Origin of the sequence: Pseudoalteromonas prydzensis, from assembly GCF_001661495.1 — a bacterium.
Taxonomy (GTDB): domain Bacteria; phylum Pseudomonadota; class Gammaproteobacteria; order Enterobacterales; family Alteromonadaceae; genus Pseudoalteromonas; species Pseudoalteromonas prydzensis.
The window spans coordinates 40,704-61,901 of the sequence record NZ_BDDT01000009.1 but is presented as its reverse complement, the minus strand read 5'-3'; the positions used below and the strand labels follow the sequence as shown (position 1 = coordinate 61,901).

At 39.0% G+C, this 21,198-nt stretch carries 19 protein-coding genes; 10 read left to right on the top strand and 9 right to left on the bottom strand.

Annotated elements, in window-relative coordinates; translation table 11 throughout:
• Positions 1–302 precede the first annotated feature (302 nt).
• Positions 303–479, top strand: a complete 177-nt coding sequence (locus tag A7968_RS23235) for a hypothetical protein (protein ID WP_157586766.1) — start codon at positions 303–305, stop codon at positions 477–479.
• 44 nt (positions 480–523) lie between these two features.
• Here A7968_RS23235 and A7968_RS23005 read toward each other — a convergent pair whose 3' ends face one another.
• Both A7968_RS23005 and A7968_RS15480 read right to left on the bottom strand, forming a co-directional pair.
• Positions 524–670, bottom strand: a complete 147-nt coding sequence (locus A7968_RS23005) for a DUF2897 family protein (RefSeq protein WP_084448220.1) — start codon at positions 668–670, stop codon at positions 524–526.
• A gap of 57 nt (positions 671–727) precedes the next feature.
• Positions 728–1,270, bottom strand: a complete 543-nt coding sequence (locus A7968_RS15480; RefSeq protein WP_064667477.1) for an acyloxyacyl hydrolase — start codon at positions 1,268–1,270, stop codon at positions 728–730.
• A 243-nt stretch (positions 1,271–1,513) separates the two neighbouring features.
• On the opposite strand from A7968_RS15480, the gene A7968_RS15475 reads away from it, so the two are divergent.
• Both A7968_RS15475 and A7968_RS15470 read left to right on the top strand, forming a co-directional pair.
• Positions 1,514–2,110 carry an MlaC/ttg2D family ABC transporter substrate-binding protein gene (locus A7968_RS15475; RefSeq protein ID WP_064667476.1) on the top strand — a complete coding sequence of 199 codons (597 nt, stop codon included), beginning with the start codon at positions 1,514–1,516 and terminating at the stop codon, positions 2,108–2,110.
• Between the two features lie 216 nt (positions 2,111–2,326).
• Complete coding sequence (locus A7968_RS15470) at positions 2,327–3,664, top strand: ankyrin repeat domain-containing protein (RefSeq protein WP_064667475.1); 1,338 nt, start codon at positions 2,327–2,329, stop codon at positions 3,662–3,664.
• Positions 3,665–3,718: 54 nt separating this feature from the next.
• On the opposite strand, the gene A7968_RS15465 is transcribed toward A7968_RS15470, so the two are convergent.
• The 5 genes from A7968_RS15465 to A7968_RS15445 are packed head-to-tail and all read right to left on the bottom strand — an operon-like array spanning position 3,719 to position 7,266.
• A complete protein-coding gene (locus tag A7968_RS15465; RefSeq protein WP_064667474.1) occupies positions 3,719–4,186 on the bottom strand; it encodes a DUF2069 domain-containing protein in 468 nt (155 codons plus the stop codon).
• Positions 4,183–4,737: an NAD(P)H:quinone oxidoreductase gene (wrbA, locus tag A7968_RS15460; RefSeq protein WP_064667473.1), complete on the bottom strand. Its 555-nt coding sequence runs from the start codon at positions 4,735–4,737 to the stop codon at positions 4,183–4,185. The genes A7968_RS15465 and wrbA overlap by 4 nt, the downstream gene beginning before the upstream one ends.
• Positions 4,737–5,084, bottom strand: a complete 348-nt coding sequence (gene arsC, locus A7968_RS15455; RefSeq protein ID WP_064667472.1) for an arsenate reductase (glutaredoxin) — start codon at positions 5,082–5,084, stop codon at positions 4,737–4,739. Before arsC ends, wrbA begins: the two co-directional genes overlap by 1 nt.
• A 54-nt stretch (positions 5,085–5,138) precedes the next feature.
• Positions 5,139–6,599: a beta-barrel assembly-enhancing protease gene (gene bepA, locus A7968_RS15450; protein WP_064667471.1), complete on the bottom strand. Its 1,461-nt coding sequence runs from the start codon at positions 6,597–6,599 to the stop codon at positions 5,139–5,141.
• A gap of 1 nt (position 6,600) precedes the next feature.
• On the bottom strand, positions 6,601–7,266 hold the full coding sequence (locus A7968_RS15445) for a hypothetical protein (protein ID WP_064667470.1): 666 nt from the start codon (positions 7,264–7,266) through the stop codon (positions 6,601–6,603).
• 133 nt (positions 7,267–7,399) lie between these two features.
• On the opposite strand from A7968_RS15445, the gene A7968_RS15440 reads away from it, so the two are divergent.
• The 3 genes from A7968_RS15440 (at position 7,400) to A7968_RS15430 (ending at position 11,054) form a co-directional block, all read left to right on the top strand.
• Positions 7,400–7,618, top strand: coding sequence for a sulfurtransferase TusA family protein (locus A7968_RS15440; protein ID WP_064667469.1), 219 nt, complete (start codon positions 7,400–7,402; stop codon positions 7,616–7,618).
• A complete protein-coding gene (locus A7968_RS15435) occupies positions 7,611–8,690 on the top strand; it encodes an AI-2E family transporter (RefSeq protein ID WP_064667468.1) in 1,080 nt (359 codons plus the stop codon). The genes A7968_RS15440 and A7968_RS15435 overlap by 8 nt, the downstream gene beginning before the upstream one ends.
• Positions 8,691–8,804: 114 nt before the next feature.
• On the top strand, positions 8,805–11,054 hold the full coding sequence (locus tag A7968_RS15430; RefSeq protein ID WP_064667551.1) for an aminotransferase class V-fold PLP-dependent enzyme: 2,250 nt from the start codon (positions 8,805–8,807) through the stop codon (positions 11,052–11,054).
• Positions 11,055–11,125: 71 nt separating this feature from the next.
• Here the strand turns inward: A7968_RS15430 and A7968_RS15425 are convergent, their stop codons facing one another.
• The gene (locus tag A7968_RS15425) at positions 11,126–12,154 is read right to left on the bottom strand and encodes a LacI family DNA-binding transcriptional regulator (protein WP_064667467.1); all 1,029 of its coding nucleotides are present in this window, start codon (positions 12,152–12,154) and stop codon (positions 11,126–11,128) included.
• 349 nt (positions 12,155–12,503) lie between these two features.
• Here A7968_RS15425 and pgi point away from each other — a divergent pair, with 349 nt between their 5' ends.
• The 4 genes from pgi to A7968_RS15405 all read left to right on the top strand — a co-directional run bounded on the left by pgi (position 12,504) and on the right by A7968_RS15405 (position 20,027).
• The gene (pgi, locus tag A7968_RS15420; RefSeq protein WP_064667466.1) at positions 12,504–14,150 is read left to right on the top strand and encodes a glucose-6-phosphate isomerase; all 1,647 of its coding nucleotides are present in this window, start codon (positions 12,504–12,506) and stop codon (positions 14,148–14,150) included.
• Between the two features lie 302 nt (positions 14,151–14,452).
• Positions 14,453–15,925: a glucose-6-phosphate dehydrogenase gene (zwf, locus tag A7968_RS15415; RefSeq protein ID WP_064667465.1), complete on the top strand. Its 1,473-nt coding sequence runs from the start codon at positions 14,453–14,455 to the stop codon at positions 15,923–15,925.
• Positions 15,926–15,927: 2 nt separating this feature from the next.
• Positions 15,928–16,638, top strand: a complete 711-nt coding sequence (pgl, locus tag A7968_RS15410; protein WP_064667464.1) for a 6-phosphogluconolactonase — start codon at positions 15,928–15,930, stop codon at positions 16,636–16,638.
• Positions 16,639–17,378: 740 nt separating this feature from the next.
• A complete protein-coding gene (locus tag A7968_RS15405) occupies positions 17,379–20,027 on the top strand; it encodes a TonB-dependent receptor (protein WP_064667463.1) in 2,649 nt (882 codons plus the stop codon).
• Between the two features lie 120 nt (positions 20,028–20,147).
• On the opposite strand, the gene A7968_RS15400 is transcribed toward A7968_RS15405, so the two are convergent.
• A complete protein-coding gene (locus A7968_RS15400) occupies positions 20,148–21,161 on the bottom strand; it encodes a cupin-like domain-containing protein (RefSeq protein WP_064667462.1) in 1,014 nt (337 codons plus the stop codon).
• Between the last annotated feature and the right edge of the window lie 37 nt (positions 21,162–21,198).

Here is a 21,198-nt window from a genome sequence, read left to right as displayed (position 1 = left end):
AAATAATGTCATTTGTTTTACGTAAACTTTACAAGTTTACTATAGCACTAAAATTGACAGCGTTGTCATTGTATTTTTCTAGATTTTGAATATTGTTTTCATGAATTTACCTCACGTTGAAACTGAGAAAGCATCAATTGCACTATTCTAATCGTGAGTGTAAATTTTTTTCACCTAAACAGCTAAAAGCAGATTCCATCACATGGCACAATTACATTACTTAGGCTTTCCTCGTGTAAATAATGTGAATTGAAATTTGCAGTCCAATGATATTGGCAGACATTGCTTGATACGCCGATGCCTTGTCTAGCAGCTTATTCGTTGCTGTTATTTTTGAACGTTTCCCGAAAGTGATGCAGAAAATAGTTGCTCAGTGTTTATGGGGTGAACCAGATTATGGTTTGAGCTCTTATGGTTGGGGGGACACGCGTCAAGTGCTTGATAGCATTGCAAAAGAAACTAAAGAGCTGTTTAACTAAATTTAAGAACATCCCCTACGATGCAAAGCCCTAACTGAATTAGGTTAGGGCTTTTTTTGCCGATTGGGTTTGGGAGTATCTTCATTGTTTGGCTTTTTAAAATCCATCGTAGTCGAATGTTTTATCAGTAAAATATTACCGATAATGATTGCCAATACTAAGATGATAATGAGTATATGCCAAAGTTGCATGATGTTGATCGCTAGTGAATTATTGATAAGTGGTTACTGTAGCAAAAATTTACCTGCTTAAAAACGCCGAGCTAACGATAGGGAAATAAAGTCAAGGCCAGGATTAGGGCTTTTAAATCCGGCATTTGAATAATGTAAATAGCGTAGTGCGGCCTTAGTTTTTCCAAAGTCAGCAACCAACCCAAGGCGGTCTTCAAATTGGTAGTGGGTGCTTACATTTTTGCCTGCAAAGTGAGTGTCGTTAATTAATGAAACACCAATTCCAGCTTCAAAATACAGGGGAATGCTTGCAACTGATCCGATCGGGTATTGAAATACCGGCGACAAAGCCAGCACTGTATTGGTCTGGTGATTATTTTCAGCGCCATATTGCCATAAGTTAATACTTGATTCTAAGTAAACATGGGTGTTTTTAAATAGCGTCTGTAGAGACTCAGGATGATACTGATAGGCTAATTTTATCCCTTTTACATCACCTTCACCTTGAATGTAATCAACCGCATAGCCATGAGGGGAAGGTTTATTATCGCTGGCATACGAGAAGCAACTGAACGTCGCAATAAAAACTAAAATTGATAAGGTGTATTTTTTAAATAACATATGAAAAAACTCTTCGAGTGATAAATGTGTTATTTACAAAATAAGGGCGCGAAGAATGCTAATTCAAGGAGCATAAATTCACAAACTCTGTGCATTTATGCAAGAGTTTAGCTAACAAGATGAAATAAAAAGATTAAATTTATTGGTGTCAGTTTGGCATTAATAAGGTGCTATTTTGAGGCTTTTTAATCTCTTATGAACAGCGTAAATTACACGCTAAGATTTACTCAGGACTTATCAACAATGATTTTACTCAGCCGTTACTTTTTATTTATCTCACTTCTTTTTAGTGCTTCGTTGTTTGCGCAGGCTCAACCGTCGCCACATCAGTTACTAACCCAAGTTGGGGATCAGCTGTTTAGCGAAATTGGCAAAATAAACAGCCAAGGTACTGCAAGTAAAGGTGACATGGCAAAAGTTGTTGATAAGTTTCTAATGCCAAATATTGATGTGAAATTTGTATCGTATAAATTATTAGGCAAGCATATAAAAGGGATTGAGCGCGAACAAGCGACTGCTTTTATCAGTGCGGTGGAGCATTACTTAACCACGACATACGCAAGTGCATTAATGAAATACACTGGTCAAGAAATAAAGTTTGAAGAAAGCAGCGACACAACGGCTGGCGACTTTGCAACTGTGAAAACACAAATTATCGATAAAAATGCGCCGACCATTGATTTGCATTTTAAGCTTCGCCAAGGCAAAGATGGCAGCTGGAAAGTTTATGATATTGTTGCTGAGGGAATTTCATTACTGAGTGCAAAACAAAAAGAAGTGATCCAACGAATTTCAGATGTTGGATTGGATCAAGTGACAGCTGAACTTAATAGTAAGTAACCTTTCCCATGTACGTCTCCAACCTAAAGCGGCACGCTGTGAAAACACCGTGCCGCTTTGTTATTTTCTTTTAAAATCACATTGTTTGTCTATAGCGTGTGGTTTTGGGTATGCTAGAATAATCGACATATTAAGCGCAGTGTCAGTTTGTGGTTGTTATAACTAGACATTGACTTATTTCCCTAGCATTTCAGACACTGGAGTTGTGTTTTTTTAATGGAAAATGTACTTATTTGGCCGAAAGAATACCCGTTGTTAGTCAAAGGACTTATTGAGCAAAACGGTGCCTTTATTTTAGATGCTTTAGATGCATGGCCTGCCTGTCGCTCGACCGAAGAAGACGATGGTGTATGTACTACTGTGCTACCACCCATTTATTATTTAACGTGGTTAACTCCCCTTGAGCCGTTTGAAGAATGCTTTTTTCAACATATTTGTGAATATGATGAAGCTGCCCAAGAATATATAAATGCAGCGAAAAGTTATTACTTTGAAAACGAGTATACACATGAAAGCTTAGTGTTATTACTTTGCCAGCGGCTTGAGAAGTATGCAGCTGTTGCTGCGCAAACGACTATAAAAACCCCTATTACATTACTCTCTCAGTTATTTTCAAAACGCTACTTTACAATTATTGAGCATGCACTTAATGCGGGCAGTAAAATGAGCGCAGAAGATGTGTTAGCGTTATGGAAAGAAGTTGATTTTAGAGAGCGTTTAAGCAGCTTTATTCCGGACTCCATTGATGATGTAAGCGCACTGAGTGATTTAGCTGCGCAAAAGGTGGCTGGCGGAAAAGATTACTTTACCTTGCTGACTCAAGTATCACCAGATGTTGACTCTGTTGTGCTATTAGAGCAAGCACTGTTGGCGCATTTAAGTGTCGATACGGCAAAGCAAACAATGGCAATGCGTTTTATAGAGCAAGGAGCAACAGGCACACTTGCTGATGAAAACGGTAAAACCGCTTTTATGTGGGCGGTTGAAAAAGGCTTTGTTAATTTAGTACAAACTCTTTTAAGTAAACAAGATAAAAAGCAACGAGATACACTTGGTAATAGTGCATTGCACTATGCCGTACTTGCAAAAAATGAACCGTTGATGGTGCTATTATTGAAATCCGGCTATGATTTTCGCGCGCGAAATAGTGATGGATTAAGTTGCTACCGATTAGCTGTTAGCATTAAAGCAACTCAGTTAGTTAAGTGTCTAGAACGTGATTTTGGCATTAAAGAATTATCGCCCGATGGGCAATTTTCGCGAATTAAAAAGGTACATGGCTTACATGCGATAGTGACCTTGTTATTGCCATTACAGCTGTTTTTCTTTTTTGATGATTCGATTGCAATTAAAAGTGAATTGACTCTGTGCTTAACCATGTTAGCGATTGTCTGTTTTTTCTTTGCCATGAGTTTAAAGCGCTGTGCACTTTATCCACACATCAAACACCCTTGGGGGTTGTTTGTATTACGCTGTTTTTCGTTTTTTAGTTTGATAGCACAATTGGGTTTAGCGAGTATTGTTGCACTAGCCACGCTAAGTGAAGTGGTATAACTCACCTGAATAAAAAACGCGCCAATGGGCGCGTTTTTTATTATCTATGATGGGTTAACGATTTTTTCTATCGTATTCTTGCTCGGCTTTCTCTTGCGCTAATTCATCTTTTAATTTACGAATTTTCAGTCCTAATTCTTGACCGCGATGACGTGCATAATAGGTGCAACCAATAAACATCATACTAGCAAATAATAATTCGAGTAACACCCAAAGTAATTGATCTTGTGCTACCCACAGCAATGTAAAGCCGTGAATAAAGTAGAACATAACAATGAAGTTAGCCCATGCGTAGGTATATGGTTTATCTTGAATGATGCCTTTGAGTGGTAATAATAGCGGTAAAATATACACCACAAAGATAAAACCATTACTGTGGCCTTCTCGGGGGGCAATCAAAAACAACCAAAGTGGCATTAGCAGTAATAGGCCAACATAGCCAATAATAGCAATGCGCTGAAAGCGAACCGTGAGGGCTTTTTTCGGCGTTAATTGTGGGTTTAAATCGCTTTGCGATGTCATTGTAGTTTTCTCGTGATTTTAACTAAGCGTTGGCCAACGCTTTGGCAAATTTTAATTTCGTCTTTACTCAATTGAGCGCTATTTTGTGCACCAGCCACATGACTTGCGCCATACGGAGTACCACCGGTTTGTGTTGCAAGTAATTCAGGTACTTCGTAAGGTACACCCATCAGCATCATACCATGGTGTAGCAGTGGTAAAGACAAGTTAAGTAAGGTTGCTTCGTTACCGCCATGCATACTACTTGAAGATGAGAACACACACGCTGGCTTATCGATTAATTGTCCTTTGAGCCAGATATCGCTGGTGGTTTCCCAAAATGATTTCGCTTGTGCGGCCATCATGCCAAACCGAGTTGGGGTGCCAAAGGCTAGACCATCACATTGAATTAAATCTTCTTTGCTGATCACAATATCGTGAGGTGCTCTTTGTTCAAATGTGCGCAGTAATGCAGTGGCGCCTTGGCACTCAATCGATTCTGCAATCTCATGAGCCATGGCCGCAACAGAGCCATGACTTGAGTGATACAAAACAACAATAGTGGTGCTCATTAAAGTACGCTTAATACGTTTTCAGGTGGGCGACCTAACGCGGCTTTATTGTTGTTAACAACAATTGGGCGTTCAATTAACTTAGGGTGAGCTTGCATAGCAGCGATTAAGGCTGTTTCATCATGCTCATTTTTAAGGTCTAGCTCTTTGTAGATATCTTCTTTAGTGCGCATTAATTCGCGTACAGATGAAAATCCTAACTGCTGAACTAAGGTACTGATCTGCTCAGTGCTGAGCGGTGTTTTTAAATATTCGATGATATCTGGTTGAATCGATTTTTGTTCAAGTAGGGCCAAAGTTTCACGTGATTTTGAACAACGTGGATTATGAAAAATAGTAACAGACATAGTAACAATCCAATTAGATAAAGTAGGGTTATTTTAGGGCAAGCAGCGCGAGACTTAAAGTCTCGCGAGCTCTTTTTGCATTTGTCGGTATTGAGTTAATAGTGCTTTGAGGCGTTGTTGTTTAATTAGCTCTTGAGGCTCTACAAAGTTGAGTGCTTTTTGAACTTCGTCGGCGGCTTTTAAATAAGCACCGTATTGTGCTAATACTTCGGCATTCGATTCATGGTAAGCCGCTAAGTTTTCTTGCTTTTTGTAAGCGTTAGTGAGTAATTGCAGGCCTAAGCTATGCTCAGGTTTTTCAAGTAAAAATGACTTTAAAATTGAGACTGCAAGATCATATTGCTCGGCTTCTATGGCAGCATTTGCGTAGTTTAATGTGATGACTTGATTGTTAGGGCGATTGACATGCAGTGCCGCTAAAAATTTTACCGCTTCGGCGGCTTTATTTTGTGCGATTAATAAATCTGTATGTGTATCTATATAAAATAAGTTTTTAGGATCCGCCTTGAAAAGCGGCTCTAGAATAGCCGCGGCTTTATCGAGCTTTTTTTGGTCCAGTAAGCTAATACCTAAACCATAATTAAGCGCGGTTTTATTATAGAAGCTGTTTTCACGAATGAGCTTTCTAAATAAGTTCTCTGCCGCTGCCGGTTTTTGGTGATAACGGGCTATTACGCGACTTTTCGCTAAATTAAATTCTAAACTATCAGGAAGTTGACGTTTTTCAAATTGTTGTGCTCGCAAACGAACATCAGACACTCGACTCTCGGGTAAGGGGTGAGTCAGTAAAAATGCAGGGGGTTTATATTTGTAACGAATTTGCGCCGCAAGCTTTGTTAAAAACTCGCTTGATGCATAGGGATCAAATCCTGCGTTATTGAGTGTCTGCATGCCAATGCGGTCAGCTTCTTGCTCCGCAGAGCGACTGTGAGTTAATTGACTAAATGCACTTTGCGTTTGACTGGCAGAAATAATAGCAATCCCCGCATCTGGTGATACTACGGTGGCTAAAATACCAGCAATCATACCAGCGATTGTCATCGCGCTGTTATCTTGTTGTTGCTGCATGCGACGGGCAAGATGGCGCTGTGTTACGTGCGCAATTTCGTGGCCAAGTACTGAGGCAAATTGGCTTTCGTTATCTGATTGCGCAATTAAACCAGTATGAACACCTACATGACCGCCATAAAATGCAAATGCATTGATTTCAGGATTGTTGATCCAAAAGAATGAAAACGGAAAACGAACATCATTGGCATTGGCTACGAGTTTTCGGCCAAGCGTGCTGAGGTATTCATCAAGTACCGGATCGCTTACAACAGGGGATGACCCGCGGATCTGCATCATCATTACTTTGCCGATAGCTTGCTCTTTTTCAAGCGGCAAGGCTTGCAATGCGGAAGTACCAAGATCAGGTAGTGTAAAACTCGATTGTGCCTTTAATGGCTCACTTACCAGGACACTAAAAGTTAAAAGTGTGCTGAATAATGTAATAAAGGCTGATTTTAGCTGCATTTTATTCCTTGTTATGGTTTTCACCGAGCATCAGCTTGGCAATGTCGATTTCGTCACTGCACGCTCTGCTGTCTCGTTCGCATAATTGATATAACTCTTTGATTGTGACCCCATCTAGCTTTACAACGTTCAATTCTCTTTGTAAAAAACTAATGATTTTATGCACTACTTTATGTGCATGTAGAATAAGCGCCTTATCTGCTTTGTCGCCACGCTCAAAGTAAAAGCCAATAAATTTGTGTAATTGATTAATGCGGATCAAGCTTTTCATTGACACTGGATCCCATTCGTTAAACTCCATGAAACGATTATCTTTTACGTATTTGTCTATTGTAACGTCTTTTGCGTAAGGCAGTGCCCATAATTCAAAACCACGATCAGTAAACACTTGGTGTAATGCAATTCGTGGTTTATTTACACAGTGAATTTCTCCAAAAGAGTCTTCATGGCCTTCTAATAGGTCGAGATTCCAGTTGCGCTTATTAATGATCTTTTTTACTGCATTATCAAAACCATGCTCTAATATCCCCTCTGATTCACTCACTGACGATGCAACGAGGTGATAGAAGGGCGGAAGCTCGCCCCAGTTTATTTGTTTTTTATACCAGTTAATTTCTTTAAGAGTTGGATTACTGGGTAGTTGCGCTTTATTATGCGTACCAGACATTAACTTATCCTTACTACAAACTATGCTATAAGGATAAACTATTGCGGTGCGTGTTTTAAGAAAAAGTTACACTTGTTATCAACACCGCTGATATGAGACTTATTATTCATTTTTATAGAGCTGATAATTGGTTATGCTAGAACGAGATTTGCGTGACTTTAAATGCCCGCAGCAATTTATCCAGTTTAAGCTGGCATTGCGGGAAGCGGTAAAAACTGCGCAAACAATTAAATTTACTTTTTTGGCGCACCAATCGACTCGAGATATTGAGCGCTTTTTGCAAAAAAATCATTACCCTTACAAATTAGAGCAACAACATGGGTTGTTAATCGTGGAGCTTAATCGTGTTTGAATATGTAAAAACGTGGTACGAAAGGAAGTTCTCAGATCCACATTCTGTTACTTTACTGCTTTTATTACTCGCTTTAATGGCGTTGTTTTACTTTTTTGGTGCGTTTATCGTACCTGTATTAATAGCATTGGTCATTGCCTATTTGCTGGATTGGCCCGTTGCACATCTAGAGCGATTTGGCTTACACCGATTTACTGCCACAATTATTGTGATGTTAATTTTCTCAGGACTAATGTTGACCTTAGTGATAGGGATGGGACCTGTACTGTGGCAGCAAGCAAGTAATTTAGTGCAAGAAACCCCGCATATGATAGAGCAAGGTAAGGCATTTTTACTGCATTTGCCTGAGCAGTACCCAAGTTTAATTACTGCAGAGCAAGTGCAGTCAGTAGTGGCGAGTGTTGAAGCCAAGGCTATCGAGTTTGGTCAAATGCTGTTATCGGTGTCTTTAACGTCACTCAAAGATGTTGTTGCTTGGTTGATTTACTTAATTTTGGTGCCATTGTTAGTATTTTTCATGCTTAAAGATAAGCTCGAATTGGTCACTAGTGCAGAGAAACTAGTACCTAAACAGCGCCGCTTGATCTTGCAGGTGTGGCATGAGATGAACCAACAGATCATGAACTACATTCGTGGCAAAGTGTTTGAAATTTTGATTGTTGGTACTGTCTCGTTTATTGCATTCACTATTTTTGACTTACGCTATGCGGCGTTATTAGGTGTACTCGTTGGTTTATCAGTGCTTATCCCTTTTGTAGGCGCAGCGCTTGTGACAATCCCTGTTGCTGCGGTGGCACTTTTTCAATTTGGTTTAGAAACGCAATTTTGGACTATCTTAATTATCTACGGTGTTATCCAGGCACTGGACGGTAATGTGCTAGTACCGTTATTGTTTTCAGAAGCGGTTGATTTAAACCCGGTATTTATTATTGTCGCTGTATTGTTTTTTGGCGGTTTATGGGGGTTTTGGGGAGTGTTTTTTGCAATCCCACTGGCTTCCTTAGTTAAAGCATTACTTAATGCTTGGTCAACGAAACATGACGAGCATGCGGGCGAGCAAAACCAGCTTTAGTCGTAAATAGCATAGATAACGCACTTGAGAGACTAATTGATTATTACGCAACCCATTAATTTTATGTAGAATGGGTTATAAGATATATCTTTTAGTAATATGGTGCGTTTTTTAATGTCTGATTTATTATTTCCTACTGACACTGGTTCACAAATTTACCTTGATGCAAACGCAACGACCCCTGTGCTGCCTTGCATAGCTGAGGTTGTATCGCATACGATGCAAATTTGCTTTGGTAATCCTTCTTCTTCTCATATTACCGGTATTCAAGCTAAACATTTACTAGAGCAAACACGCCAAAAAGCGCGTGATGTTATTGGTGCCCAGCAGGGCGATATTTTATTTACTTCAGGGGCTACCGAAGGTATTCAAACCGCGGTGGTTTCTACGCTAATTGCCGCAAAAAATCACACTATTAAAAACCCTGTTTTATTATACGGCGCAACTGAGCACAAAGCGGTACCAAATACTCTAATCCATTGGAATGCGGTATTGGGAATTAACGCCACTGTGCTTGCGATCCCCGTTTCGAGCGAGGGAATTTTAGATTTAGACTTTATTGCCCAACATGCCAGTGATGCCCTGATGATTTGCACTATGGCTGTTAATAATGAAACCGGTGTTTATCAAGATTTAAATGCTATTGAAGCTGTGATCCGCAGCCATAATACTGACGTTGCCTGGATGGTTGATTGTGTACAAGCACTGGGCAAAACGGCATTAGCACTAAGTGATACCAGTATTGATTACGCGCCGTTTTCAGGCCACAAGCTGTATGCACCAAAAGGTATTGGTGTGCTGTATATTCGCCAAGGCAGTGCTTACACGCCTTTTATCGCCGGTGGCGGGCAAGAAAGTGGTATGCGCTCAGGTACTGAAAACTTACCGGGTATTGCTGGGCTCAACAAATTGTTTTCTTTATTACTCGATAAAGCAAACGACACCTTTAAATCACTTGATGTGTTGCATAGTTACCGTGAGCAATTACAGCTGGCGCTTGTGGATACCTTTGGTAGCTTAACATTTAATCATGCCTTTGAATTGTCAGTGCCTACGACTTTAAATTTCGCGGTTGATGAGTTAAGTAGTAAAGAGGTGATGGATTTATTTGATGCGGCCGGTATTCGTATCAGTGGGGGATCTGCGTGTAGTTCTGGTGCAAACCGCAGTTTTGTACTAGATGCTATGGGCGTGAGTGATTGGCGCAGTGAAAATGCAATTCGCTTGTCATTTGGACCTGCGACGACACAAACTGAAATTACCACGGCTTGTACTCGTATTCGTTCACTTAAAGCGATTTTACAAGCAAACTGTTTAGTGGTGTCTGACTCATCAGTACCGAATCAAGAGGTGTGTGCGTTAGGGCTAACCCAATTTAGACACCAAGGAGCATGCTGTTGGCTTTATGTCAGCGCAGATAAACAAGCAGTGATCATTGACCCTATTGTTGAGCTCATTCCTCGCCTTGAAAAAATAGTGCACACCCAAAATTTAACTGTGGCAGCAATTTTAGACACTCATGCTCATCAAGAGCGTTGTGGTGCAACTGTATTATTAGCGCAAGCGCTACAATTTAGTTTTGAGGATGAAAATCAATTAGGCTGGCCAGTTGCACAGACTGTGATTGAATTACCTGAGTGCACCATTGAACGTATAGCGACGCCAGGACACAGTGAGGATAGTGTTAGTTACTTATTGCGTTGTAATGTATCTCAGCAAGTGCGTTTTTGTTTTTGTGGCGATTTACTGCTGCCTGCAGGGCTTGGCAATACAGCTATTGACGGCGGCAATGCATTAGTTATGGCGCACTCATTACGCCAATTAGCACAGTGTTTAGATAATTCGACAGTGATTTGTTCTGGTCATGATTACCAGCAATGCTTTGCTATCAATTGGCAGGTCCAGCAACAGCAGACGCCGTTATTGCAGGCATTATTAAGTAATGAAATAAGCGACTCTGAATTTGCACAGCAAAAACGCCACAGTGATGAATGCAATCTGTCTAAATTTGCAACCTTGTGTGGTTATGCTGATAGTTTACAGCATAGCACTGCGCACGAACTAAATGCCGCACAAGCAAAACAGATGTTAACAATAGGCGACGTATATTTAATTGATACCCGTGAACCCTATGAGCATGGCGCAACTAATGTGTCTCAGCAATTTGCAATCAATCCTGCACGTGTAATGAACATTCCGCTCAGTAGAATGGCTAACGCGTTAGTAGATGGGCAATTAAGCTCACAAGGGAAATATATTTTACTCTGTCGTAGTGGCAATCGCTCAAAACAAGCGGCGACTAATTTATCTCAGCTTGGTTTTTCGGATGTGTATAACCTCAGCGGCGGTATGGCATTGCTTTAGTTCGGACTTAAAGGTAAGACACAATAAAGGCGCTTGTAAGCGCCTTTATTGTTTTCAATCGTATTGTAAGGTTACTGTTTGGGGCCTGAACTTTCACGGATAACGATTGAGGGTGTAAACGAGGTAATGATGTCTTTATCTTGATTTCGCGCCCCGCGAGTTTTGGTAAATAATAATCGTGCCGCATGTTGAGAAATAACATCGTTGGCTTGGTGGGCAGTAGTTAGTTTTGGCCACGTTTGACGAGAGAAGGGCGAATCCTCAAAGCCGGTAATGGATAATTGCTCAGGAATAGCAATACCCATTAAGCGTGACGCAAATAAAGCGCCTGCGGCCATTTCATCGTTACCACCTAAAATTGCTGTGATCGCCAGTTTGTTATTATCGGCTAATAACGCTTTTGCGCCTTCAACACCTGACTCAAAAGAGTATTTACCATCATAAACAAACTCATTGTTAAATTGAGTATTATGATCTGCCAGTGCTGCTTTATATCCTTCCAGACGCTCTGATGTTGATTTATGCTCTTTATCACCACAAATAAAACCTATATTTTCATGGCCATGTGTTAATAAGTGAGTGGTGATCTCGTACGCCGCTTTATAATCGTTTACATAAATACAGGTATCTTGATCATCATCAGTTGGTCGTCCTGAGAGCACTCGCACGTAGTGAATGTTTAATTCATCCAACAAATTAGTGATGCTGCTTTGCTCTGATAACGGCGGAGTAAGCACAAGTCCGGCTAGACGTGAGCGCTTTATCATAGTGATAAAATCTGCTTCCATGTTTGCATCAGTGTATGTACATGGATGGATCACCAATTCATAGCCTTCGTCTTTACAGCGAGATAACACACCATTTTGCATATCAATCACATAATACGCATTGGGGTTGTCATAAACTAAACCGACAGTAAATGATGATGTACCGGCTAGATTACGCGCCGCAAGGTTAGGTTGATAATTCAATTCATTGACAGCTTCCATGACTATATCGTAAGTTTTTTTACGAACAGAGGGTTCTTTATTAATCACCCGAGAAACTGTTTTCATTGAAACTCCTGCGAGTTTCGCTACATCATTTATAGTTACTTTCATAGAGTTACTTTTAGGTTATAGTTTTAGTGTTGTCTTGTGCCTGTGATGAGTCCTCCAGAGTAGACTTAGCAAAGTACTATTCATTAATTCTTCATCAAGACCAGTTAGTGTATCTAATGTTCCATTAAATTAGCAGTAAAATAATTGAGAAAATTTTTATGATACCGGTGTCAAATGAGTAAAAGTGCGTTATTATCTCGATATTAAAATATAAAAGTAGCTTGTTGACAGCGTTGTCATTTTAACTTATCGTTAACTTCGTTTGTAGGTTAATACGCTATCAGTTTACTTTTTTTATATAAAGATAGTTATAAATCAGTTTGTTGCAAGTTTAAGGGGATGTTAAAAAATGAGTTGTCGTTCACAGTTAGCTAGTTGGCAAGCATTACAAACAAGTGCAAATAAGATGAAGGAAATTCATCTTAAAGATTTATTTGCCAATGACAGCACGCGATTCGAGCAATTTTCAACTCAAATCCCTGGTGTTTTATTTGATTATTCAAAACAATTGATCGATAACAGTGTAATCACGCAGTTGATTTCTTTAGCGCAAGAGTGCGATATCGCCACTTGGCGTGACAAAATGTTCAGCGGCGAAAAAATCAATATTACTGAAGATAGAGCGGTTCTTCATACTGCGTTGCGCAATCGTAGTGAATCATCATTGGTTGTTGATGATGAAAATGTCAGTTCTGTGGTAAATGCTGAATTGCAAAAGATTAAATTGTTCGTTGAAAAAGTACGTAGCGGGCAATGGTTAGGTTATACCGGTAAAACAGTTAAAGATGTGGTGAGCATTGGTGTTGGTGGCTCGAACTTAGGTCCGCAAATGGCCACGGAAGCACTAAAAAGCTTCGCAGACGATACTCTTAACGTGCATTACGTATCAAATGTAGATGGTGTACAGATTGCGTCAGTATTAAAAGACATTGACCCAGAAACGACCTTGTTTGTGATTTCATCAAAAACGTTTACTACATCTGAAACCATGACTAATGCGAAAACGGCTGTTGCATGGTTTTTAGAGTCAGCCAATGACAACCAAGCGATTGCGAAACACTTTGTTGCAGTGAGTACTAATTTAGAAAAAACAGCAGCGTTTGGTATTGCAGATGAAAACGTATTCACAATGTGGGATTGGGTAGGCGGTCGCTTTTCATTATGGAGTGCGATAGGATTACCAATTGCATTGTACTTAGGCTTTGAAGCGTTTGAGGCTATCCTTGAAGGTGCATTTGAAGTTGATGAACACTTTAAAACTGCTGAATATCAACAGAATATTCCACTGTTGATGGCGTTGCTAAGTGTGTGGAATACCAGCTTTTTAGGTTTCGATTCACAAGCAATCTTACCTTATGATCAAGCATTACATATGTTGCCTGCCTATTTGCAGCAAGGTGAAATGGAAAGTAATGGTAAGCATGTAAACTTTGCGGGTAATACTGTGCCATATACCACAGTGCCAATTATCTGGGGTATGACAGGTATTAACGGTCAACATGCTTTTTATCAGTGTTTACATCAAGGTAACGTTGTTGTACCAGCTGATTTTATTGCGTCAATTAAACCGCAAGTTAATGTTGGTGAGCATCATGATATTTTATTATCAAACTTCTTTGCACAAACTGAAGCAATGATGATGGGGGTTGATGCCGAGCAAGTACGTGCTGATTTGACCGCTAAAGGTAAATCTGAAGCTGAAATTGCAGAATTGTTGAACCATAAAATTCATCAGGGTAATCGTCCAACGACATCAATGCTGTTAGATACAGTTGATGCAAAAACAGTGGGTCGGTTAATTGCCTTGTATGAACATAAAATTTTCTGCCAAGGTATCATCTTAGAGATCTGTTCATTTGATCAATGGGGTGTAGAACTTGGTAAAGGCTTAGCGTCAAAAATTGAAGCTGAGTTATTGGATGACAGTATAACTCATCCACATGATAGCTCGACAAATGGCTTAATGAGCTATTATAAACAACGTCGCGGACAGTAAAAAATTCGCACAGTACAATCAAGTGTGCTGTGCAACCAAATACCTTTGAACGGGTAGCGCTGGAGTTCTTAGGGCCTGTATATTTGTGAGAGGATATACAGAGCCCCTAAGACTCATTTAATTACCAGTTTAATATGAGTACAGCTGGATCAATATTCAGCAATAAAAACAAGCGAATTCAACAGGCTTTTTCTCGATCACGATGCCAAAAAGCTGACATCATCTAAACAATAAGAATGTATGCCTGTACTATCAATAGCAGATAGTCGACAACCGGGCATAGCAAACGTAGAGAGTAAATTATGCTAAATCCTTTTGATATTGTAATTTTTGGGGGCGGTGGTGATCTTGCATTACGCAAATTATTACCTGCAATGTATCGCGCATATCAAGAAGGCAACCTTCCACAAGGTTCACGTATTTTACCGACGGTTCGTGAAGAAAGTAAACGTGCGGAATACGTAGAAACAGCTCACCAAGCATTAAAAGAGTTTTTAAGTAAAGGTGAGTTTAACGCTAAAGATTGGAAAGCATTTTCAGCGTGTTTAGTACCAGTAGTCACTAACGTTACCGAAGCTGATGATGATTGGGATAAATTAAAAACTATCCTTGATGAGCACGATACAGATAAATCGCGCGTGTTTTATTTATCACTGCCACCTGCTGTGTATGGTAGCTGCTGTGAAATACTTTCAAGCAAAGGTTTGATCACCCCGACATCTCGCGTAGTTGTAGAAAAACCCATTGGCTATTGTGGTAGTTCGGCTGAAGAGATCAACGCAAAAATTGCCGAGTTTTTCACCGAAGAGCAAATTTTCCGTATCGACCACTACTTAGGTAAAGAGACGGTACAAAACTTAATGGCACTACGTTTTTCAAACTCATTATTTGAAAATATGTGGGATGCTAAATCAATTGATAATATCCAAATTAGCTTATCGGAAACCGTTGGCCTTGAAAGCCGTGCTGGTTTTTACGATAAAGCCGGTGCTTTACGTGACATGGTGCAAAACCATTTATTGCAATTATTATGCTTAGTAGCGATGGAATCGCCAAATAAGCTTAATGCAAACAGCATACGCACTGAAAAGTTAAAAGTATTAGAATCATTACGTCCGCTGGTTGCAACAGATGTAGATGAAAATATCATTCGCGGTCAATATGTCCCTGGCGATTTAGCGGGTAAAATAGTACCTGGTTATTTAGAAGAGTTAAATGAAGGTTCGAGTAAAACTGAAACCTTTGTAGCTATTCGTGCGCATATTGATAACTGGCGTTGGGCGGGTGTGCCATTTTACCTGCGCACAGGTAAACGCATGGCTAAACGTTGTGCTGAAATTGTGGTTGAATACAAAAAAGTATCTCACAACGTCTACGATGATAACGTTGGTAAAATTGAACCAAATCGCTTAGTTATTCGTCTGCAACCAGAAGAGACAATTCAATTAACTTTAATGTCTAAACGCCTAGATAATCTTGAGATGCAGTTAGAGCCAGTGACAATGAATATTGAGCTTTCACAAGCTTATAGTAATGGTTTTCACTCAGACGCGTATAAGCGTTTAATGCTTGATGCAGCGGCAAATAATCCATCATTGTTTATTCACCGTGATGAAGTACGTCAAGCATGGAAATGGATTGACCCGATTATTGAACGTTGGCAAGAAAAAGGTAAGCCGGCTTTATACCGTGCTGGTAGCTGGGGGCCTGATGATGCTGACGAATTGTTAGCTGAAAACAATCATGTTTGGTTTAACACTGGCGATAAGGCATAACAATGGCAACCATCGTAGAGAAGTTTTTTGATTCAAAAGATGCATTAACCGCAGAGTTATCAGCAACGCTTGAACAAAGTTTAGTCAGCGGCATTGAGGCTGATGGACGTGCTGTACTTATGGTATCTGGCGGTTCATCGCCAGCGCCAGCTTATAAACATTTGTCTAACCTCGCATTAGATTGGGCTAAAATCGATGTTGCAATGGTTGACGAACGTTGGGTTGATGCTGAACATGAAAAAAGCAATGAAGCGTTTATTAAAAGCACATTACTACAAAATCATGGTGCAGCTGCGAACTTCATAACCATGAAAAATAGTGCAGCAACGGCCGAGCAGGGTAGTGCAGAATGTGAAGCCGCTTTTCAACAATTAAAGCGCCCATTTGATGTGACTATTTTAGGCATGGGGCCTGATGGCCATACTGCTTCATTATTTCCTCACGCAAATGGTCTTGAGTTTGGATTAACAACTTCAGATTTAGTGTGTGCAATTAATGCGATTGAAAGCGATGTAACAGGTAGTATCACAGAGCGTATGACTTTAACCTTAGCTGCAATCGCGCAATCTAAAGTTGTAAAATTGTTGATCAGTGGAGACGAAAAACTCGCTGTTTATAAAGCGGCAAAAGCCGGTGGTGATATCAATGATATGCCACTACGTGCTGTTTTAAATCACCCAACAATAAATATTGAAGTGTATTGGGCACCTTAATTATTTAATTGCTCAAAACAGCAAAATGCAGGCTATAAGCCTGCATTTTTGATTGCGTCAAAATAGTCTAATTCCATAGCATAAGTTGCATACGTTTGTTTATGTGAAAAACGGCAGCAATATATCAATCGACTTAAATATTTAAGCATCTAGAGCTTGTCATCATAGACTTACTCGATAGTTAGTCACGATAAATAGAATACACATGAAATAAAGGTAGACATAAGTAGCATGGCTCTTTATAATTTAAAAATGACAGCGCTGTCATTGGTATTGATAACTATTTATATCAGTTCCCCTTAGATAAATTATTTGCCCTAATTTATCTTGTGCAAGCAGTTTTAAGTGATGCGCTTGTAATTCCCGCAAGCGTAGTAGTGTCATCGTCAGTTAACGAGTTTGGTTCCACTTTAGATAATGAAGTGGAACGTTTTTTTTACACCTAGCCACACTAAAAACCATAAAGTTTACCTAAATAGGGTATTTGATTTTCTCTTTTCAGACTTATTCATGTTATATTCACGCCGTTAAGATGTAACAATTCATAAAGTTCATTATTTTTAATGTATTTACTTTCAATTGCTTAGTGTTTTTTCAGCTATTTTTTTACACAATATAGCTAAAAAGATGTAGCACAATTGTAATTTAGAGTGTATGGTTTGTTACTAGATGACAACGCTGTCATCATCACTGGGCAGAAGTGATAAATAAAACCAACAAAATGATTCAAGGGGAATCCTGTGTTAGCTAAAAATTTTAAAAAAAGCTTATTAGCAGTAAATATCGGTCTTGTAATGAGTGCCGGATTCACTGGTGCTGCATTCGCAGCTGAAGAAACAAAAGTTCAAGAAGACGTTGAAGTAATTGAAGTACGTGGTATTCGCGCTTCAACGAAAGCTGATATTAATAACAAACGTTTTGCGAATGCGGTTGTTGATTCTATTACTGCTGAAGATATTGGTAAATTTCCAGATAAAAACGTTGCTGAATCACTTTCACGTATTACAGGTGTTGGTGTAAGCAGAGAGTTTGGTGAAGGTGAGAAGATCACCGTTCGTGGTTCTGATCCTACTAAAAACCGTACTTTACTTAATGGTCAAAACGTAGGTACTGCTGATTGGTTTATTCTTGATAATCCATCACGTAGCTTTAACTTCACTATGCTACCATCTTCTTTGGTAAGTAACTTGGAAGTTTATAAGTCACCAGAAGCGCGTTTAGACGAAGGTTCAATTGGTGGTACAGTAATTCTTCATACTCGTAAACCTCTAGACTTAGACTCAGGTACGACTCACATTAACCTTCAAAGCCAATATTCAGAAACATCTGAAAAACATGACCCACTAATTGAAGGTTTATTTTCATGGAAAAATGAAGATGAAAAGTTTGGTATTTTAGTTTCTGGCTCTAAATCAGACCGTACAGTTCGTCGTGAAGGCTTTGAAGTGCTAGGTTGGGATGCACAAGATGATGGTACATACACACCTCGTACTATGGGTGTACCAGTATTTCGTCAAGACCGTGAAAGAACAACATTATTTACAGCAATTCAATTTGCACCATCAGATGACTTTAGCGCTACTTTAAACATCTTAGATTCAAATATGGATGTGAATAACACGAACTCAAACTATCTACTTATGAACCCAGCATCTAACTCTACTTTAAGTTACGAAGGTGATAATGCTGTGTATGGTAGTGGCGGTACTGATGTTCGCTGGAACCACATCAACCGTATTTCAAGCACAGACACAAGCTCAATTCATTTAGATATTGATTTTGCAACTGATTCTTTCAGCATGAATGTTGAGTTAGGTACTACCGAAGCTGAAGGTGGTACTTTGAATGAAACGTCATGGGAGTATGGTGGTCAAGGTGATTATAACTTTGACTTAACTGGAAGCACACCAACTGTTAATGCGGGTGTTGATGGTACTGATCCTTCTAAATTTAATGGCGGTTGGATTTGGGGTGGTAATAAACCAACGACAGACGAAGAAAGTTATGGCCAAGTAGATTTTGATATTCCTGTTGATATGGGCGCATTTACCGCTATTAAAGTGGGTGTTAAGTATCGTGATCAGAAACGTACTCAAGATAGAGAAGCTTATAGCTGGCACTGGGGTTATGCAAACGATGGTGTTAGTGCTAACTACATGAGTCAAATTCTTTCTACTGATTGTCCAACTTTAGCTCAGTGTGATCTTGCTATTGGTTCTGATTCAGTAGGTGCAGATGTTGTAAATGGTGATATCACGCAGCAATTAACGCATAACAGCGCTAAAATGCTCGAGCTTGGCTTAGGTCCAGACGCATCATACGCTGTACACAAAGTACTTGGTGAAATATTTGCAGTTGAAGAGAAAAAGACCTCATATTACATTCAGGGGGATTTCTCTGGTGAAGATTTCCGTGGTAACTTAGGTGTTCGTGTTGCTAAAACAGATCAAGATTCTTCAGGCTACTTATTCTCTTCTGATTCATCTGGTCTATTAACTGTTGATAATCCAGGGTTAAACCCGAGTTTAGCACCTTCAACGCTTGAGTGGGTAACAGAATCTCGTAGTTATACTGAAATTTTACCTAACTTTAATTTGTCATATGATTTAGCTGAAGATCAAATTGTTCGTTTATCAGCAGCTAGAACAATGGCTCGTCCTAACTTTTTTGATATCTCACCAATTACAGCACCTGGTGATTTAGGGGAAGATAACCCAACTGCGCAAGCGGGTAATCCTAACTTAGATCCACAGTTAGCTAATCAGTTTGATGCTGCGTGGGAATATTATTTTGATGATGCATCACTTTTTGCAGTTACTCTGTTCTATAAAGATATTGAGAGCTATCAAACATCTGGTACATATAGTCAAAGCTTTTATGACGAACAAACTGATTCTTGGATATCTGCTACGGTTACCCGCCCTGAAAATGGCCCAGGTGGTACAACAACAGGTTTAGAAGCTACATTGCAGTATGACCTAGGTGGTGGTTTTGGTGTATCAGCGAACTATACTTATACTGATGCACAAAATGATGGCGAACGTGATGTTATGAAACCCGGTTCTGGTCTAGTAATGGGCGCATCAGAAAATATGTTAAACGCTTCAGCATTTTATGAAGATGACCTATTCTCAGTTCGTGCAATGTACAACTACCGTACTGAGTGGTACAAAGGTCTGCATTCTTCAGGCGCAGAGCTATGGAATGATGACTATGGTCAATTAGACTTCACTACAACTGTAAATGTTACAGAGAATATCTCAGTTGTGTTTGAAGGTATTAACTTAACGAATGAAAAAGTAGTTGAGTACAATACAAGTAAAGACCGTGTTCTATCAATTTATGAAAATGGTCGCCGATTTGTTCTTGGTGCTAACTTCCGCTTCTAAGATTTAACTCATATAAAAAATGCCGCAATTAAGCGGCATTTTTTTCCCAACTTACAAAGTCAATGTGATATTAAAAATAGTAAGTTAAATAAGTTGGCGCTTTAATGTGTTATTAATAAATTAGTGATTATTTATTTTTATTCTTGCAGCTAGCGATTCGTATGCCAATTTAATTTTGTTTTTATTACCACTTAATATTCCATCATAATTTTTAGTTTTTTTATTGAAAGGGTCTAATTTATTAAAAACATAATAATCAAAAATTTTTTGCCATGATTTTCTCTGATGCTCAGGTAAATGTCTAATTGTTAAAATGCTATGCAATAAACTATCGGAAGCATCGTTGCTTATACTTTGGTTTGTGGTTTCATTTTTCCACCAATAATTAATTAATATGTTTATTTTTTCAGTTGATTTTACATTATGCCACCAAAGCGGTGGAATAAACAAAGCTTCGCCTTCATTTAGCGATGCCTTTAATACTTGATCTTTTACATTTGAGAACTTTGGAAACTTAGTAAGGTCAGGTTGCGAAAAATCGACTTGACTAACAGCGGGACCCGCTATGGAGAAATCTAGTGGCGCAACATATAAATTTGAAATAGCTTCGGCAGGTAGCAGATAAAAAGTTCTTTTACCGCAAAGGTTTAAAGCTATATTATGCTCGCAATCATAGTGTCCAGGCACTGTTGTGGCATTACCAATCCAAATTCGAGGATCAATACTTGCTAAAAAGTCTGGAGAAGGATTATTTTTTAAAAATGAAGTTAAGCAATCTTTAATTAGCGCACTTTGCACTGCAATGACATCTGTGTTGTTTAACTTTAAATTAAGGATAAGCTTTTTAAGCACTGAAGGAAAAGGAGCATCGTATTTTTTAAAAGTATAAGACTCAAAAGTTTCATCTGAAAAACTTATTAATCCGTTGTGTTTTTTATCAATAACTAAAGTATTAACAAGTTCAGGTTTCGCTTGACTTATCAAATGTCGTAATATTTTATCACCAGAATATTTTGCAATTTCTAATGATGGCCAATTATCAAATAAGTTGGTTAAAATGATTGGGCTGTCTTTTACTTCAAGATAACTCTTTAAGTTATCAATTTTTTCAACATTAATTCGTTGTATCTTCATCCTTTAACTTACCTTGAATACATGTTATTTTTAATAA